The 16,176-nt window shown below is 52.8% G+C and carries 11 protein-coding genes and 1 pseudogene; 6 read left to right on the forward strand and 6 right to left on the reverse strand.

Annotated elements, in window-relative coordinates; all coding sequences use genetic code 11:
* Positions 1-77: 77 nt before the first annotated feature.
* From NDI76_RS19485 to NDI76_RS19510, 6 genes and pseudogenes are all read left to right on the forward strand, one after another.
* The gene (locus tag NDI76_RS19485; RefSeq protein WP_310925844.1) at positions 78-2,609 is read left to right on the forward strand and encodes a Piwi domain-containing protein; all 2,532 of its coding nucleotides are present in this window, start codon (positions 78-80) and stop codon (positions 2,607-2,609) included.
* Positions 2,610-2,714: 105 nt separating this feature from the next.
* A complete protein-coding gene (locus NDI76_RS19490; protein ID WP_310925845.1) occupies positions 2,715-4,817 on the forward strand; it encodes a phospholipase D-like domain-containing protein in 2,103 nt (700 codons plus the stop codon).
* Positions 4,818-5,959: 1,142 nt separating this feature from the next.
* Positions 5,960-6,497: pseudogene (locus NDI76_RS19495) on the forward strand (DUF7342 family protein).
* A 101-nt stretch (positions 6,498-6,598) separates the two neighbouring features.
* On the forward strand, positions 6,599-7,294 hold the full coding sequence (locus NDI76_RS19500; protein ID WP_310925846.1) for a nucleotidyltransferase domain-containing protein: 696 nt from the start codon (positions 6,599-6,601) through the stop codon (positions 7,292-7,294).
* The gene (locus NDI76_RS19505; RefSeq protein ID WP_310925847.1) at positions 7,287-7,796 is read left to right on the forward strand and encodes a DUF8154 family protein; all 510 of its coding nucleotides are present in this window, start codon (positions 7,287-7,289) and stop codon (positions 7,794-7,796) included. The genes NDI76_RS19500 and NDI76_RS19505 overlap by 8 nt, the downstream gene beginning before the upstream one ends.
* Before the next feature lie 27 nt (positions 7,797-7,823).
* The gene (locus NDI76_RS19510) at positions 7,824-9,086 is read left to right on the forward strand and encodes a phage integrase SAM-like domain-containing protein (protein WP_310925848.1); all 1,263 of its coding nucleotides are present in this window, start codon (positions 7,824-7,826) and stop codon (positions 9,084-9,086) included.
* 54 nt (positions 9,087-9,140) lie between these two features.
* Here NDI76_RS19510 and NDI76_RS19515 read toward each other — a convergent pair whose 3' ends face one another.
* The 6 genes from NDI76_RS19515 to NDI76_RS22535 all read right to left on the reverse strand — a co-directional run bounded on the left by NDI76_RS19515 (position 9,141) and on the right by NDI76_RS22535 (position 16,172).
* Positions 9,141-9,530 (reverse strand): hypothetical protein, encoded by a 390-nt coding sequence (locus NDI76_RS19515; protein ID WP_310925849.1) that lies wholly within the window; start codon positions 9,528-9,530, stop codon positions 9,141-9,143.
* Positions 9,531-9,732: 202 nt separating this feature from the next.
* The gene (locus tag NDI76_RS19520; protein ID WP_310925850.1) at positions 9,733-10,086 is read right to left on the reverse strand and encodes a metallophosphoesterase; all 354 of its coding nucleotides are present in this window, start codon (positions 10,084-10,086) and stop codon (positions 9,733-9,735) included.
* A gap of 260 nt (positions 10,087-10,346) precedes the next feature.
* A complete protein-coding gene (locus NDI76_RS19525) occupies positions 10,347-12,905 on the reverse strand; it encodes an AAA domain-containing protein (RefSeq protein WP_310925851.1) in 2,559 nt (852 codons plus the stop codon).
* A gap of 407 nt (positions 12,906-13,312) precedes the next feature.
* Positions 13,313-14,008 (reverse strand): hypothetical protein, encoded by a 696-nt coding sequence (locus NDI76_RS19530; protein WP_310925852.1) that lies wholly within the window; start codon positions 14,006-14,008, stop codon positions 13,313-13,315.
* A 212-nt stretch (positions 14,009-14,220) separates the two neighbouring features.
* Positions 14,221-14,718, reverse strand: a complete 498-nt coding sequence (locus NDI76_RS19535; protein ID WP_310925853.1) for a hypothetical protein — start codon at positions 14,716-14,718, stop codon at positions 14,221-14,223.
* 1,262 nt (positions 14,719-15,980) lie between these two features.
* On the reverse strand, positions 15,981-16,172 hold the full coding sequence (locus tag NDI76_RS22535) for an HNH endonuclease (RefSeq protein ID WP_343218180.1): 192 nt from the start codon (positions 16,170-16,172) through the stop codon (positions 15,981-15,983).
* Positions 16,173-16,176 lie beyond the last annotated feature (4 nt).

Below are 16,176 nucleotides of genomic sequence, written 5' to 3' on the forward strand. Positions count from 1 at the left end.
TACTATCTCTAAGATAGCGCATCTTCATACCAGAAATACCCTAGGTTTTTGCCCTAGCAATGTATCTATAGCAGTAGATGACGACACAGGCAGACATAGAAGACAAGAAACCGATTGATATCCGCGTTCACATCATTAGTGAGTTGGACTGTCCTTCACCGCAGATGGCGATGCGATTCAGAGTCCAGGACACAGATGAGAATGAATTCCCGTTCACCGTCTGGAAAAATAACGCACTAAGCGACTACGCGTGGCAAGAGGGGCAGTGGTATAAACTGGAGAATGCTCGTGGAAACGAATTCCGAGGTCAACTGAGCTTAAACGGTTCGTCTAGCCTCATGGCCACTCCCATTGAGGAACCAACCGATGTAGGGGACGCAGACTCGACACCACAACTCTTCGATTCACTTACCGAGGGATACCCATACCTCACGTTATTCCCACTTGGCCGAAATCTGGCGACACTGACGGTCTATGAGTACCAGATCGAGGCGATAGACACGTTCGACCAAAGTCCGATGCAGGAGACGTATCGTCTCGCTGCGTACCTCCGAAAGAACAACGCCGCCGCAGTCACCCATGCGCGGACGATGACGGTGATCGCAACAAGTCCACTCAACACCGACCTCCCCGGTCCGTTTTCGCTTACTAGCGAGCAGAAAACCGAACTCAAGGCGACCGACGAAAGTGACCGAAGAAAACTTGAACGGCTCCTTCAGCAACTCCTCAAAGACGCAGTCGACCAAAAACAGTACCGTCCGGATCGCATCAACCGCATTGTCGCTCGAGAACCTGTCATCAAAGGTTCCAATGGACTGTACGAGGCATGCCGAGCGTACGGTCTCCGCCTCGAGATTCTCCCGACAGGAAACGTATTCGTCGGTGTAGAGGTGCGTCATCACGCACGTAGTCAGGTGACGCTCGATGAGTACATAGACCGAACAGGCACCGCCCCCGCCGATCTCGCCGGAACCCACGTCGAACACGACCCCGACCATTACGACGTCCCTGGAAGCGGAACCCTCGAAGGATTTGTAGAAACACGATTCACTGACTTACTTCCTGACCTCGGGAACCAATCGCTCGCAGACTGGTATGAACAGAAGCGACGTATCCCGGAGAGCACCTTGGACGACCTTCGTGCAGAGAACCCTCAATTAGTCGAAATCAAATACAACCCAACAGACGACGAGACACGAATCCATGTCCCTCATCTACTCCGGGTTGCACCCAGAAAGGAAGCCGTGAAAGCAGTCGCGCCCGTGTTCCACCGGCAGTGGGACGCCGCCGCAAAACTCCTCCCAGACGACCGCTTCTCTCTCTCCGCCGAGTTCATCGCCCACCTTGACACGCTCAGCGAAATCGACGCTACCATCGACCCAACCCCTGTTGGACCGAGTCGATCATTTTTCTCGGCCACGATCGACCGATCAGATAACCTCTTGTTCGGTAATGGACAGACAGCAGATGTCCCCTCGCGAGGCCTCGGTGACTACGGTATCCATGAGCGTCCTGAGTCGTTCCACGTCCACTACCTCGTCCCCGAACGGTTCACTCCTGAGTTCAAATCGTTCCGCACCCAGTTTGAGAATCAACTCGATCGAGCCAAATGCACGCCAGACAGCGTAACATACCACGAGTACCAACTCGGCAGCGCACTCGACTACAACGAGGTTACGGCATCCCTCGCGGATGCTTCCTGTGATGCCGTACTCGCAGTCGTCCCAGCACCTGATAACGAATTCATCTGCAACGGGACTATCGACGACCCTTACGGAGAGTTCAAGAAGGCGTTCGGAAAGCAGTCGACTCCCACCCAAATGGTCACTGCAGAGAACCTCGACAGCCAATGGGTCCACCGGAACACCGCCCTCGGCCTCATCGCTGGCGCTGGTGGTATCCCTTGGTGCGTGAAGGATATGCCGGGGGACGCCGACTGTTTCATCGGGCTCGACGCAACCTACGATAGAGAGAAAGGACAGTTCCTCGGTGCAAGTGCGAACGTCGTGCTCGCCAACGGAACCGTCTTCGTCTCAAAGAGTCAGTCGCTCCAGTCGGGCGAAACATTCGACGAAGACGCCATTGTCGACATCCTCAAAGATATCCACCGGGAGTTCGTCCGCCGAAAAGGGCGCTCTCCGGCCCACATCGTCATCCACCGCGACGGTCGCCTCTTCGAAGACGCTGAGACAATACTCGAACCGTTCGACGAGACTGATATCGAAATCGACATCGTCGACGTCCGAAAGAGTGGTGCCCCGCGAGCAGCTCTGCGGATGAACGAGTCGTTCCAGATCGACGAGAAAGGACGACTCTTCATAGAACAGGGCGGTGACTACGGATTTCTCACAACAACTGGCCGCCCGGAGTTCGACGAGAGCGCCGGACTCGGAACACCGCGCACGCTCCGCGTCGTCCGACGGGCCGGAGACACAGACTTGCAAACGCTCCTTGAACAAATCTACTGGCTAAGCGAGAGCCATGTCGGGAGCGCACAACGCAGCACGAGACTCCCGATTTCGACTTATTACGCCGATCGGTGTGCCGAACACGCTCGTAAGGGCTACCTCGTAAACGGAGAACTGATTCATGGACTTCCGTACCTCTAAGTCGGACACCACAGCCACGACGATGACATACCCTGACCACTGCCAAAATTCAGTACTGGCTCACATAAATCAAGATACTCACCCCATATCCCTGGAACCAATACAATGACTGACACTTGGAAGTTACCAGCGACTGTTGACGGCGACGATGTCGAGATGGAGTTTCGCGTTCTCCGATCGTGGAACTCATTCACTGGTCTCTTCGAGGAGGCGAAGGAGATGCAGACGATCACGTATTGCGACTCACCTCAACTCATCCTCCAGATACTCAAGGAAGACGAGAACATCGACATCGAATCACTCGAAGTCGTCGTCGGTGACCGCAACACCGAAAAATACCGGGAGAAGCTCACGAACCACGTCGATGAGGCGTATCAGATGAAAGAGCTCATCGACGATGGTCGACTCCGGATCTACAACCTTAACTCGTCCCGATCGATCCTCCATACCAAGCTCTATCGGACTATCAACCACGATGGCAGCCACACTCTCATCGTCGGATCCGCGAACCTCTCGAAGCAAGCGTGGGAAAACACGAAACAAACGAACACCGTCGTCCTCTACCACACTGATGGCACCTCCTGTGTCGACAAAACGTTTGAGGCCATGTACCAGACACAGAAAGATGACTACACGACCGAGTTCATGTCTGGTCTCATCAACGAATTAGAAGACCTCGATACCGAGGAAGACGAACGAGAACGTATCTCTGCGTGGGTCGATGGCCGAGTCGGCGACTATGACGAAGTCACCGAACTCAACAAGAAGGCCACAGAGCAATTGGATGGCGTCGACATCGAACTACACGCACTCACCGACGATGTCGCCAACGCCGACTCGACCGTCGCGTTCGTCGACAACCCTGACGACGCCGACGAGATACTTGAAGAACGCATCTCGCTTTCGACACAGGGATTCGATAACGGCCCGAGTGCATTCGAAGGACTTCGGAGCTACGACAATACCACGATCAAAGATAACGTCATCAGGACGACGAGACAAGCATACACTGAGTACCTCCAAGAAGAATACGGGATTCCGAAGATGTGGTTCTCTGAGGACGACGGCCAACTTGTCATGGACGGTCCGTCCCGTCGACACGGCCTAATGGCAGAGGGTCTCCCAGACGATACGTCTCGCATCGATCACGCCCTCGCTGACCTCGAAGCCTACTTCGAGACTGTCGAAGAACACGGTGATTCGAACGATTACCGAGCGGTCAAAGCCCATATGTTCGAAGCACTGCTCTGGTTTTTCTGGGCCCCCTTTGTCAACAAATACGCGTCCCGGTTCCGGGAAGCGGGCCTCACCCTCGACGATGCGCTCCCATTCCTCTATATCTACGGTGAATCGAACGCCGGAAAAGGGACGTTCGCACAGTTCGTACTCTCACTCATCTCCCACGGCGTCGTCGACGAACCCGCGGACGCAGACGAGGTCGGAACACCGCAAGTACGCGGACTAAAGAAAGTTGACTCAGCCTTCCCCCTCGTGGTAGATGACGTTACGAAGAGCAAAATTGACAACCAAATCGACGGTCCACTCCGGAACTACTGGAAGAACTGGCCAGGAGACATTCAGTATCCCGGTATCGCGTTCATCTCGAACAACAAACGACCGAAGAAGTGGTTCCGGAACCGTGCCAAGATACTCCACTTTGACGTGTTCTTCGAGGGCACGTTCAAGTCACGCCATGAGGTCGGCGAAGTAATCGACCAAGATAACCCAGTGTATGAGTGGTTCACCCATCTACTCGGAGAACGAGATATCAAGCTTCGTGAATCGAGCGACACGCTCTTTGACGCACGTGAAGCATTCCTTGACCTGTACAAGGCCGCTGACCGCGAGGTTCCAGAGTACTTTCCCCGTAAGCCAGCAGACGATCACTACGACACCGCCAAAGGCACGTGGCATCGTGCCCACGACCGTGGCCAGATCAAGTTCAGTGAGTACAACGGAAACATTGTTGCGGCGTTCACCGAGGAGATGCAATACGACGTTAAGTCGTATAGTCGGTCACTCCCCACTCGAATGCGCGCTGATCCACATGGACGCGAAATAGAGATCAAACACATCGAAAATTTCATTGAGTGGTTCGGTAAGAATCCTATCGGCACCAACTTCAACGAAATAGACGAAAGCAGTCAAAACGAAGACCAACAGTCTACGGGTTTCACATCACGGCTCAAAACTGCCCTCTTCAGGTGATGAAACCTGGATACTATGTTTACGGGTCGAAATATTTCTGTCCCAAAACGAGCTGAGACCCTTGAACCACCATCAGAGCCGTAATTAGCGATCCCACGGTCCGCAGAAGGAGTAGTATTGAACCTGCTCTGCGCTCGTCGGTTAACTCGGTTAAGGACGTTCCTTGACTACACCATGCTGGTGTATCTCTGTATCAAAGTACTCCCAGGGGAACAGATACACTCCCTCGTCCACGAGTTCTGGATATCCCAACTCATCCATTAGACTGTTCCAACGCTCTTCGATTGTGTCTCCTGGCTGCTCACGCAATACCCGCGGTAGGTCATCGCGGAGTAGTGCCCACTCGTCTGGCCGCCTGCCCTCAGGAATGTCTTCTGAGAGTGGCTTATATCTTGGATCGCTTGCAAACCAGCGAACCATGCCTGTAATTCGAAGGTTCCGCTCATGGGGTGTACCGAATTCACGTTCTAATCGCCCTGCTATTCGACCTGCCCAATCAGATCCTCCCATATCAATATAAACAACTGTCTACGCAATAAAAAAACTCTTCTCTTCAGAACAGTATGAACATAGGAGGAATGGAGGCCAGTTCTCTAAGACGAAAGCTGAGAATCCTTGTGGACAGGAAACGCGAGTAGATCACTTATACAGGAGCTTTACGACCCATTTGATGCACAGGAAAATGTTTACTGAGTGTCGACCAATTCTTACAAAGCACTGAATTCGATTGAGAACTGTGAGAAATATCCCCTCTCTGGCGGTTTGTGGAAACCCAAACGCAGAATCTGGGTGTCCTACGGTTAGCGGCTGTTATATTCGATATAGCACGATAAGGTTTATGAATTTACTAGGTACCGGAATTCAGCACTATGGGGGTCTGAAGCCCTGAATTCCAGTGGTATTCCTTATTTCTATAGTGGTCATGATTACACTCGTAATCACGACCACTTTCAAGCGCCCCGACGCTGTCGGGTGAGCACGAATGCTGCAACCGGCTCAGAACGGTGCTCCCCCGGTAGAGTCGCCGAAACCGGACTCCGTGTTACTCTGGTTCCTCTAAGCTAGTCGATGAAATAGTAGAAGACAATAATTCGAGATAGGTGAATAGCTTCCATCTATGAGATATAGTGTGAACTTAGCGTATGACCGAAGATGAATCGAACTCCAAGGGCTTGATGGAACGCCGGACCAGGTGAAGACCGCGTTCGGATGGTCACTCGACAGCTATCGGAGCCGCGGACAGCAAATTGGATCGCCTCCAAAGCAGACTGGTCACACAGGCCGACCAAGCACGTCCTCGAACGGCTCGTCGAGGACGGTATCCTCCACCATGACGACACCAGGGCCTACACCACCTATTACCCCAATTATCGTCGTCAAACGATACAGGAAGCCATACGCCTTCGGGACAGCGGGCACATGGTCGAAGACCTCACCGAACTACTCACCGAGATGAACGCTCAGATCAGAGAGTAGGAGGACGGATTCGATGTCGAATCACCGGGCTGACTTTGCGAAACGATCGCTGACCAGGCATTTGATGTCACCGAAGAGGCCCGTCGCCGAGAGATCGCACGTGAGTGGGAACAGCTCCAGCGGCGAATCGAAATTGTGGGTTTTACCATCCGAGAGTGGGACTTTCTAGCCCCAACGACCGAACGTAGTGAGGCTAGCAGCTAACCGATCTCTTTTCTCCCACGAACGTTGATGTTGGAGTTAATATTTAGGTTGAATACGATTCACGTATAATGTTTTTATAGTAGTGGTCCGTAATACGGCATATGAACCGTGAGACGGAGAGTCCAAATTCGCCTGGGGCATCTATCTCTCTTTCAATACCCCCTTCAGATCCGGATTTATTCAAACACAAAGCGACGAGCGACGTCCTTCTATTTTTAACTAACCACCGATTCAGTGGCTTCTCACTACGAAAACTCGCAACGCAGATCGGTCATTCCCACCAGTCCGTCCGACGGGCAGTGAATGTTCTTAGTGCGAATGATTTGGTCGCCGAATCTCCTGAAAGCAACCAGCGACTCGTCCAGATCAACAGACAGCGTCTGTCTATCCCAGACGATCCGATCCTCCGGATTCCCCAACTCGAGTATCACCAACCGGTCAAAGCTGCGGTCACGGGGCTCCGTGAGAACATCAACGACGTCGTCGGTATCATCCTGTATGGAAGTGTCGCTCGGGGCGACGCTGACCGACGGAGCGATATCGATCTCTGGGTATTGACTCGCTCTGGGCGGGCCGAAAGCCAACGAGAAGCGAATGCCATTGCCCGTGACCTCGAAGACACGGAGTTCGATGGTGATCGGTACGCGTATGATATTGATGTCGAGGCCGTCCAAGCGATTCCGGCGTACACGGAGGATATCCGGGAGATCATCGTTTCAGGGATTCCGGTCTACAAAACGAGTGACTTCGAAACCGTCGAAAATCTCCTCTTGGAGGAAGGGGTCGCAGATGAGTAACGGCTCGGACCCGACTACTGTACTCGCAGCACTCGAACGTGCACAGGATGCCTTCGAGATGGTCGGACGCGGTCGAACAGCGTTCGAGAACGGGATTAGTGCCGATGAAGACTGGAAGACACAGTTGACGAAAGCGTGTCGCCTCCTCGAGGTTGTTGAAACTCTCCAGTCACAGGATGGATATTACACAGCTGTCATCGAGGTCTGTTTCGGCACTATCGAACGGTCGATCGAGGCGTACGCGCTCTCGATGACGAACGATACGCTTCAGGACTTTCAGGACCACCAGTTCAGTTACGAGCGTGCCCACCAGATCGGGCTATTTGAGAGGGAGACTACAGGGGAGATGAAGGACCTCTACAGTGAGAACCGGACAGAGAGTTATTACGGTGGCGGGCGTCCAACTGAAGAACAGGCGGAAGCAATGACCGACCTCGCCAACGCTGTCCATCAGTTCGTAGTGAGTCAGATCCGGGAGGGCGGCGTCTGTCTGTGTGACTGACTACGTTGGACACTTCAAGAGAGCACTATGGACCGGAATATATCTACGGAACGGACGCCATTGACCTCACTCTCCGAGTCGTTTGAGCGCTACCTTCAGGACAAGGGGAAGGGGCGCGGTGGTGACGGCGGGAACTACCGACGCAACGCGGCGCGCGAGCTCGAGCGGTTCGCCGAGTGGGCTGCCGGTGACCGCGGCGACGACGACTGGACCGGGATCGTCCCTGACGACGTCGACCACGACCCCACCTTCGAAGATCTCGACGAGCGCGTGTTCCGCGAGTATGCTCGGTACCTCGCCGGTGATCGAGGGCTCAAACAGAACACTGTACAAACCTATTATCGCTATATCTCTGCGTGGTGTGGCTGGTGCGTCAACGAAGGCTACCTCAAAGCGCATTATGCCCAGCGGGCGAGTGCGATGGCGCCGCTGCCCGGGGATGACGGCCGGAAGCCTGGAGACCAGCAGGCTTGGACGTCCGAGCAGCGTCACGCCCTTACTCGGTACGTCGATGAGCGAGCCTGCGATGCCATTGAAGCGTACACGACACTCCCGGAGGATGCTGATCCCTCCGACAGGCAGCGAGCCCACTACACGGCGCTGAAAGCTGCTCGTGATCGTGCCCTCGTGTTTGTCCTTGCGTACACTGCCGTCCGTATCGGGGAACTGCTCCGGGATCCGAATGACCCGCGCCGGCGTGGAGTCCGATGGGAGGAGATCTCGCTCGACGACGGAAGCATGGACGTCTATCGGAAGAAACAGCAGTGGGATGCAGCGAGTCTCCCTGATCCCGTGATCTCTCCGCTACGGAGCTATCGAAAGCTGATGGATCCTCCAACTGAGCGCTGGCCAGTGTTTCCGACATTCGATCAGCGGACGCTTGCGACGCTTGTACAGGACGAGCTAGCTGACCGGGGGGAACGCCCGGATGCAATCGACAAGCGACGTGGCAAGTATGCTCGTGACTTCTTACTGGCTCTCGACGAGGATGTTCGGCCACCCTCGGTCACGACGGATGGAGCACGATCGATTCTCCAGCGACTCTCAGACGCAGCGGCGATCGATATCGACCATCCGAAACACGATTATCTTGCGCCTCATGGTGGTCGTCGGGGAATGGGTGAGGTCCTTGTCCGGGCGTTCGGGTACACAGTTGCGGCCCGGTATCTCGACAACTCAGAGGAGATGGTTCGTGAGCGGTACTCACATATCGAAGCTGGTGAGTTGGGGGATATGGCTACGGAAGCTCTCGAAGAAATCGGAGGTGAGAACAATAATTTGGAGGTATGAGTTTGATATCCACTTCCCGTACTAGCTGTTCAACACCGTTCTTGAAAGAAACCACTACCCAGGCGGATTCAAAAACCTATTAGGGACTTTCAGGCGGGTCGAATCGTCGTCTACCGGTGCAAGCGGGTCTGTAGGACCAGGGTTTTCGCGTGCTGCGAGCACGTCAAGATATTGTCTGAACTGCTCGGCAAATTGCTCAGAGTCGACAAATATCTCTCTTGCCGCCAGGACTAATTCCTGTACAGACGCTGTCGCGTTCGATATGTCGTCTTCAGCTGTCTCTCGGAATGCAACCGGAGCCATACCCATGAACTGTCGGTCGGGACCGAATTTACAGAGGCCACAGCTGAACTTCTCGGGAGTGAACTGTTGACCGTACCACTGGTGATCGGGGCAGACGAACCCTTTCCATGGTTCATCAAGTCCATGAACAGCGACCTCCAACCCGTCATCATCGAGAATACCGGTGAAGTAGGCGCCATTGAACCCCTTGTCGTTATGTAGATATCCCGTATTGAGTGCGGTTTTGAACTGACGTGCTCGATGCGTATCGCCACAGATGTAGGCACTAGCGGACGATTGGAAGAATGCCTCCTGAGAGATGCCGTGAGTGAGAAGGATATCTTCTGGGCCAGCATCGGCCGGATTAGTTGTAAATCGCTGTCCATCGACCTAGTTCACCGCCCGCCTGGAGACGGTGACCGATACCCAGTTCGTATTCTTCCGAGACATGCGTCACTGAGCCACCGAATGTCCGTTCCTTATCCCGATTGCCGTAAATGTAGATGAGAGTGCCGCGTTCCGCTAATGTCCGGAAATACGATTCCACGGCCCGGAGCTGGTTAACGCCCGTCTCAAGATCAGTCTTGTAGGTATTCGTGATATCTCCGGTATGGATTATGAAGTCGAATTCCTCACCCTCCGTGGCTTCAACCAGTTTCTCGAGTGATTCAGTATCTCCATGATTGTCTCCACAGGCGAGGATCCGCTGATGGACCATATCTGGAAGTGATACGCAGTTGCGATAAGACCACCGTTGGATTGCCGACTTGTCGTCTGTAATCCAGATAAGGAGAACGTTCAAGCAGTCCACGTATCTATGCTCAGGTGATTGTGTTTTCCAGAGTCTTAACTAACACCTTAAGTGGAACGACCACATCAATACGTCCACCCTCTGTCGCCGTCTACTCGGCGGGGGCTGACGGTTCGCGATATTGATTCAGAGACTCCTGTATTATCTGAAAACGGGGTTAGTTACTCCTATACCTTCCAACCCATTCTCGCTGCTGAAACATTGTGTTCACGCAGGAACTGCTTCTTCTGTTCAAGCGGCCATGAATCACCATACCGCTTTGCATAGTACATGCGCGTACTATCCTCCTTAGTCTCTTGGTTGGATTTGTTCTTTTTCTGCTTCCTGTCGTTGCCGTTCTTTGATTCCTTCTTGTTCTCAGATTGGTTCTTCGATGAGTTCTCTCCGAGGTCTTGATTAGCTTTATCTTCTGACATCGTATTCTCAGCATCCGGGTCACAGGTTGGCCCACTGTCCATCCGGTCATGAAACGTCTCTTGGCTGTCTCCGGTTGTGCCAGAGGACGGTTCTATCAGAGAAAGCATTCTATCCGCGCTGTAGATGTGCTCCGCTAAGTTAGCATAGTAGTGGGCACAACTATCCTCCGAAGAGCGGTGTGGGGCCCGAGTCCCTAACGTCCTCCAGTTCCCGACAAGCACTAATCGTTTGCGAGCACGGGTGAGCGCGACGTTAAGACGTCGCGGACCAACATCTGGGAATTCCAGGAAGCCGCTGTTCCCCTGATCGTTGCTTCGAACGAAGGATACGATGATTGCCTCTCGTTCACCGCCTTGGAATGAATCAACGGTATCGACCGTCACCCGCCCGGCACCATCTATATCCAGTTGGTTTATTTTACGCTGTATTTTCCGTTTCTGCCCACTATAAGCAGAGATAACCCCGATATCCTCCGGGGAAACACCTGACATTGCGAGCAGTTTAACCTGTTTGGCAACCGCCTCAGCCTCCTCGAGATTGTAGAAGGAGTTCCCATAGGATTCGCGTTGCTCCGTTCCGATGATATCAATTCCCATGAGTGGTTTGAGGTCGTCGATCTGCCACCCTTTGTTTCTCTCTGCAGTCTCTAATTCACCATCGTAGAATGCTTGATTTGGGAAGTCTGCAATTTCCTTATTCATCCGGTACTGCTTGCGGAGAAGCACCGAGATTTCAGGCCCATATCGGTCCAGCAGATGCTCAAACAGGGATATATGCAGTTCTTCGTCCTGCATCGTTTCGTCTGCACAATACGGCGGTAGCTGCTTATGGTCACCAGCTAGGATCAATTTCTTTGCACAGTTAAGCACAATTGCTGTCGAAGGTCTGCTGGCTTGGGTTGCTTCGTCTACGATCGCGATATCGAAGGTATTCTGATCGAACTCAGAGGCTCCACTTGTCGTGGCTGCGACAACATTGGCTGCGCCGATTGATTTGTTGAGGTAGTTCTTCTCTATGACTCGGTTTCTGGTGTTAGAGCCAACCCGCGCAATGGTAATGGGTGAGTCCGTGCTTTGAGCCATCGCATGGAGGGTGTCTGCTTCTGGTTCGTCAAGCGTGCTATCGCCAGCGATGAGGTTGTCTACTGCTTGGTTTGAGTGCGCGGTGACGAGGACAGACTGGTCTTGGGAGACTGCATACTGTACGTAGGCCGTGAGGGTCCGTGTCTTCCCCGTCCCCGGAGGGCCGTGAATGCACATGATATCAGTCGCGCCATCTGCCCAGGTCAACGCTTTCTGCTGATACGTGTTCAAATCTATTTCAGGGTCAGGGATGTTGTACTCGTTTGCAAGGAACTCTACTGGGCGTGTTCCGGTGATGAGCTGGCGCTTTGAATTGCTTTGTTTCACCTGTTGAATAGCATCTAACTGCCGCTGGTAGGGGACAGGGTTGAGGAGTTCTTTCACCCAGACGTCGATGTCCCCGCTTTTGAGGTGTTTCTCAACGACGTGGCGGTTGTTAACCTGTTTCCACTCTGGGCGGAAGAGAAGTGTACCGCCGTTCACATCGAGAATCTTTGCAGGAAATGGGAAAGCGTCTTTTTTGACGTCTGCGTCGATAATACAGAGATTTCCCCAAAAGAGTCCTTCATCATCCCGGAGATCGATCTCCTCGTCATCGTCCTCATCTTGAGTGATCTGGAACTGGAGTCCTTGTTCTCCACCTCGTCCTTGACCTGTCCCGATATAGATGAATGGACCTGCAATCTGGTTCCGTCGAATAGATTCTTCAAGACCAAGATCAGTATAGTAGTCCCAGTTTGTCTCTCGGGCGGTCTGTTTCTCTTTGCGAACGAACTGTTTGAGTTTGGTGAAGAACCGGTTCTGTTCAGCCTGGGAGAGGGTATCGGAGGGTGAGACCTCTGTCTTTGGGAGGTCGTATTCGATTTCTGCGGGGTCTAGTTGGTTTTCAGACAGCCAGTACCGAAGTCGATGACCGATGATGGTGTCTGAAAGGTTCTCTGCATCGGTGAACCGTTCAATACCGGAGCTGCCGAAGCCAGTGTCGAACCAGCCGATGGTTTCTGTTTTGGGACGCCAGATGATGTACTGAGTAGTAGGTGAGGGACCATTCGTGTCGTGGAGAGGGATGATGTACCCTTTGTGATCAGGTGCGTCGATGTCGAGGACGTTTTGAGCGTTCTGTGCTGCGGTTACGACATCGACGGAGGGATAGCTTCCGTGCCTGGTGTTTGCTTTGAGGAGTCGTGCTTGGGAGAGACGCCAGTTGGTGAACAGTTCCTGGATCATTAGATTTGGAGGGATAAGTGGCTCATTGACGGAATTACGCTGACTATGGTAGGATGACACGACTTGTCTCAATATATTCTTTTGCATAGCTGAATATCTCCCCCAATTTCATTTACTGGGATCGTTGAAAGGGGGATAAGTAAAGTCATAGATAAGTTCAAATATGGGCCTCTGAGGATCGCTGTATATCTGGTCGCTACACAGTATGAATGGCGAGTAGACCTATCAGATAGCACTTCATATGATCCCTTGCAAGGGGGAATCTGCCTGCCCGGTTCGCCCCTGGCCCTCTTGCATCTTCTAGGGAGGAGCTCAAGTCACTTTGACCCGTATCCAGTCCTCACAGCTACTATACTTCAGGATTTTAACTTGCTGTCCAGGAGGATGAACACCTTCTGCTATGCTCGTCAGAACGCCGTAGTATCTACGCCGAATTCCGTTTCAATCGTTTCCAGAACAGCATCTAGCATGAAGTCTGAAAATATATCTGTGTCGATGTTGTTTCGAACGCGGTGTGGCTGGTACGGTGCTGTCTTCATGTTCCGTGTCCGGACGGTTTTCAGCGAGTCCCTCAGGCTGGCTTTAGCGTACGGGTTATCCAGGTCATCTACCGATTCTCCTTTTGGTCTAATCCAGATTTCCCACTCAAACCCATCAGTAAGGATCGCGACCGCGTGCACATCGAGATCACTGTCGAGGTAGTTCACCATGTCATTCCGTGCATTCTCGATTTTCTTCGGAGGTTTCACCTCACCGAAGAACCGGAGATCGCTCTCCATCGCTGCAGCAATCGGGATAGACGTGATGCAGAAATCAGGAACACCACCACCTCTCGGCCATCGAGGCGCGTACTGCATCGGCTGGGGGCGAAGCGAGTACCCGAATGCGCGGCGGAGCATCGGGAAGACCAAGTGTTCTTCGGTGAAGCGCTCTGGCTTCTGGATCAGATGTTTCCCTTTTAGGAAGTACTTGCCATCGACAACTTTGTCGAAGTGCGCGGTGCACTCCCGAGATCCGACTTCATCGATGAAGTCTTCTAAGACTTGGAGGATACTGTAGGCAAGAGGGTCGTGATCATCGAATGTTGTAGATCGATCGGACATCTGTTCTGATTTGGAGTCTGTCTTATTTCCGTATAAATCCCTCACCTTGAACAGAGAGGAAGGGGGGAGTATACTCGGTCAAGGAACGGAACGACCGCTCACCGCTTTTAATCTCAGATGCTCGTTCGAGAAGTCGTGCGATTGTGAAAAGACTATCTGGCGTCTGTGAGTTGATCTTCTTAGTTACCGTGCTCTACGACCGACCGAGATTATTACTCGGAGGGTATGTGAGGGAGCACTTCTTGGAGAAAGACAAGTAAACCATCTCGCTCGCTTGTTGGCGTAATCCGGATTATCTCGCAGATGTCGTCATCGTAATTGAGCAGCCAGAGTAAATAATGGGTCCGAGAATACCATTTCCATTCTTCGCCTGCTTTTCGACCAGCTCCTCCTTTCTCGTCGGTGGTTGCGACGAGGTTGACTCTGTACGGTTTGCCCGTGCCATCGGGGACTGGTTCCTGATTATATTCAAACTCGACCGATTCGATCCGATGGTTTTCGACTGCGTCCGAAAACAGGTCGCGATTCTCGAGATAGAACTCGTAGGTGTCAAGATTGTACGAGGGGTCCGTTGCTGTGAGCCAGTTAACAGGGATTCGGTGGATATACCGTTGTGTATTAAACATGGTCGATTCAACATCTACAGGCTCCGTGAAGTGGTGTCTTCTTGTCTGGTTAGAGACTAGGTTATCCCAGTATCCGGTTGACATACAAAATTGTAGAGAAGGCAACCAGATAGCATTAGTGGGTTCTCATGACTAAAATCGCTGATCCAGAGAACTATCCCTAAATACAGAATATTCTGGACTCTAGCAAAATCCATTACTTAGTCATATATCGGATGTCAATCCAGACCGGCTTGATAAGCCACACAACAACGCTGACCAACCAGCAATCAGTGGTGGAGGGCGACGATGAACCACCCCAAGTAGTAATGGAGCCTTGCTAGACCGATCAGGGTCCGTTCATTTCGATCCTAGTGACAGAATTGAGCGAGAGGTTTCCCTTGCGGAGTCTTTGATACTACACTAGCGGGGAATTCAGTTACTCATTCGGTTGGATTTCATCCAGAGGAGCCCAGCTACAATAATGGCGGACCGGATATCGAAATCTACCTGATTCGCAATTATTGAGCTACCTACTAATGCGACGACTGGATGCACAAAGAGCAGAGGCTTGCCGGCAGGAGCCACTGCACATGGTCACTGCAAGTTTATCGATGACGTTGATCGACGCCGAAGTTGAATCAGCATCGTGCACACCAGACCAGAAGAACAGGAACGCAATAGCGAGAGCGCAAGCGCCTCTGATCTCAACTAAGAGTCAGTGATGACCCCGAGAACATCTGAGGGCGGAGGGCCGCAGTCATCCCGTAGGGCTGCCAGAGTCTGTAGTCTCCGCTCGCGGGTGTTCCCACTAGACAGCGTAGAGCCTGCTTTCGGGCTGAGTTCCTACTGTGTTGGCGAGTCGGTCGAATGCGCCGCCTCAAGAGCGGAGAACTCGGGTCCTGTGAGAAGCACGCACTATGGCATACCGCTCATGCTTCTCCTCAGTGGTATGAGCCTTCCGTCAGACGGGTTCTGGATTGCCTGGTGGCTATGCTAGGCTGAACTGCGATGTGAACTGACGATACTGCCGCCGAGATTGAACGCTAGCTCACGGCCCTATGCGAGGAAGGTGTGGTCATTGAGGACGGACCGGAGTAAGAAATGACCACTCGAGTCTTCACGTTCAGAAATTCGTCCCGGAGCAAACCTTGATCGAGATCGACCACGAAGTTGCCGCTGCATTGAATCGGTAAGCGTTAGTCGAATTCGTGTCGTCGATGGTGGGTCTTCAGGAAGGCTGGATGTGGTCGCATCGCCTCGCCATCCGGAAGTCGAATCCGACTCACCCCAAGTAACGTACACTTGTATAGCCATTGGCGTCAGGGAGGTCTTCCACTAGAATCATGTATCATCCGACGTAATATCTAATCCAAATCAAAGGCCCAGTAGTGGAGATAGCAAAGTGCGATTCCGTTACCTCGTTTTCGTCTCTTCTCACGCTTCGGGTAGATGTGGGCAGCCTCAACTTCTGGATTCCCCATCGGAGAGCGCCACTCGCTTCCGCAGAATGCACATATCTCATCGTCGACATCGCAGACGTGCTGAGTAAACGCCAGTACG

The organism is Halogeometricum sp. S1BR25-6, from assembly GCF_031624495.1.
GTDB classification, from domain to species: Archaea; Halobacteriota; Halobacteria; order Halobacteriales; family Haloferacaceae; genus Halogeometricum; species Halogeometricum salsisoli.

Bases quoted from the DNA above. Each gene is read 5' to 3' on its own strand.
- NDI76_RS19490 (WP_310925845.1), top strand. From the start codon at position 2,715: ATGACTGACACTTGGAAGTTACCAGCGACTGTTGACGGCGACGATGTC.
- NDI76_RS19500 (WP_310925846.1), top strand. From the start codon at position 6,599: ATGAACCGTGAGACGGAGAGTCCAAATTCGCCTGGGGCATCTATCTCT.
- NDI76_RS19525 (WP_310925851.1), bottom strand. From the start codon at position 12,905: ATGATCCAGGAACTGTTCACCAACTGGCGTCTCTCCCAAGCACGACTC.
- NDI76_RS19505 (WP_310925847.1), top strand. From the start codon at position 7,287: ATGAGTAACGGCTCGGACCCGACTACTGTACTCGCAGCACTCGAACGT.
- NDI76_RS19520 (WP_310925850.1), bottom strand. From the start codon at position 10,086: ATGGTCCATCAGCGGATCCTCGCCTGTGGAGACAATCATGGAGATACT.
- NDI76_RS19510 (WP_310925848.1), top strand. From the start codon at position 7,824: ATGGACCGGAATATATCTACGGAACGGACGCCATTGACCTCACTCTCC.
- NDI76_RS19535 (WP_310925853.1), bottom strand. From the start codon at position 14,718: ATGTCAACCGGATACTGGGATAACCTAGTCTCTAACCAGACAAGAAGA.
- NDI76_RS19485 (WP_310925844.1), top strand. From the start codon at position 78: ATGACGACACAGGCAGACATAGAAGACAAGAAACCGATTGATATCCGC.
- NDI76_RS19530 (WP_310925852.1), bottom strand. From the start codon at position 14,008: ATGTCCGATCGATCTACAACATTCGATGATCACGACCCTCTTGCCTAC.